2 protein-coding genes are annotated in these 1,824 nt (G+C 32.3%); one reads left to right on the plus strand and one right to left on the minus strand.

Annotated features, from left to right (window positions below):
- Nucleotides 1–384: 384 nt before the first annotated feature.
- Nucleotides 385–795, minus strand: coding sequence for a hypothetical protein (locus tag CQA44_RS11950; RefSeq protein ID WP_115547411.1), 411 nt, complete (start codon nucleotides 793–795; stop codon nucleotides 385–387).
- Nucleotides 796–1,092: 297 nt separating this feature from the next.
- On the opposite strand from CQA44_RS11950, the gene pssA reads away from it, so the two are divergent.
- Nucleotides 1,093–1,824: CDP-diacylglycerol--serine O-phosphatidyltransferase (gene pssA, locus CQA44_RS11955; RefSeq protein ID WP_115547412.1), on the plus strand; the 732-nt coding region annotated here is incomplete at its 3' end.

Below are 1,824 nucleotides of genomic sequence, written 5' to 3' on the forward strand. Positions count from 1 at the left end.
TTCTAATTCAGTAATAAATAAAAAAATGATAGAAACAATCGGCAATGCAGAAAAAGAAGATAATAGGGTTTTTACATATTGAATCATTACAAAAACTAGATAAAAAATTCCATAAATTCTATAAATCCCCCCCATTTTTACCTTTTACTCCCACAAATTTTGGACATTTTATCCAAACTTTCTAAATAAACGCAATCTAATGCAATTTTTAATTTTCTAAAATTTAAAGTTTTATAATAAGCTTATAGTGTTTCTTTGCAATATCGTTGTACTCTCTTTGTATTAGTCAATACGCCCTATCGAATCAGATTATATTTACTCTATCAAAGCCAAGTCAAATAACACCTTGTTTTAACAAGAGTTTCATCTTGACGACTATAAATCTCATTCCGTATCTTCAACAACCAACTCGCAATCTTTTTTTAATCCATATTTACAAGAGAGAGCAAAGTATTCATCTGCTCCCACATCATCGCCCAACGCGGCATAAACTCTCGCTAGAATATGGCAGGCTTGTGCGTCTTTTTTATAGCATATATTGCGCAATGTGCTGCGATATTTTGTTACAAAGTTTTGAATGGAGATTTCCTTATCATAACATTGCCAACAGATTCCATCATAAGCGTCTAAAACATGTTGCGGTACACATATAGCATTTTGTCCAAGCAAACCCATTAAGAAAAAAGTCATGATAAAATTACTCGGTTTTCTGATTTGGGTATGCAATTTTTTATTTACCAAACAAATGAAATTTCTAAAACTTACAACACACTGTATTATTTTTTGAGCTTGCATAATAACTCCTTATATCATAATAGGAATATCAATTATAATACAACTTGTCTTAGAAAAGATAAAAATTAGATAAAGATAAGGTCATTTGCTCCAAAATCCCACTGATAAGTAAGGAATAAGAGAAACACAAATTTCCATACATAAATCACAACAATTATAGCATCAGGCAAGAGATAGTGAATTTTAGATAAAATCACAAATATAATCTTGCAATTAAGTATTAAACTGCTAGAATTATGCTAAATAATCAAAAACTGACAAAACAATGCAGTATTTCATCGTGTATAAGAGTATATCATGAAGCTTAATCCTCTTTATATATTGCCCAATCTTTTTACAGCAGCAAGTATTTTTATGGGCATAATAGCTATTTTTATAGCACATAAGGCATTAATGGTGGATAATCCCAAATTCTTTGTTTCTGCGTGTTGGTGCATTCTTTTTTCTATGGTTTTAGATGGGTTAGATGGGCGAGTAGCAAGGCTTACTAATACTGCGAGTAAGTTTGGGGTAGAATTTGATTCTCTAGCCGATGTTGTGGCTTTTGGCGTTGCGCCTGCTGTGGTGCTTTACTTTTATGCTGGACATGAGTATGGGAGATACGGCATTGCTATTAGCGGGCTTTTTGTAGTATTAGGGGCTGTTAGATTGGCACGATTTAATATCACAACCAATGTCGAATCAAATTCTTTCATCGGATTACCAATCCCGTCTGCTGCAGCTATTATTTGCCTATGGATTCTAGTAACTGAATATAATGAAGTCAATATTTTTGGTCTATTTAACTTCTTACGCACACATTCCTATGTCTTCCTTGTTGTAGCTTTTCTTGTCTCAATCCTCATGGTAAGCAATATTCGCTATCCTAGCTTCAAGAAATTTACATGGGATTTAAAATATTTCATCTTGATTCTCATTCTCTTTGCCCTTATGATTGCGCAAACATCACTTACTCTTTGTGCTGTTTTTACTCTCTATATTTTGTATGGAATCTTACGTTGGTTATTTATCATTATTTTTAAAATTATT

The organism is Helicobacter sp. MIT 14-3879 (genome assembly GCF_003364125.1).

What these genes read in the sequence shown, in the direction of transcription:
- CQA44_RS11950 (WP_115547411.1), bottom strand. Translation starts at nt 795, where the DNA reads ATGCAAGCTCAAAAAATAATACAGTGTGTTGTAAGTTTTAGAAATTTC.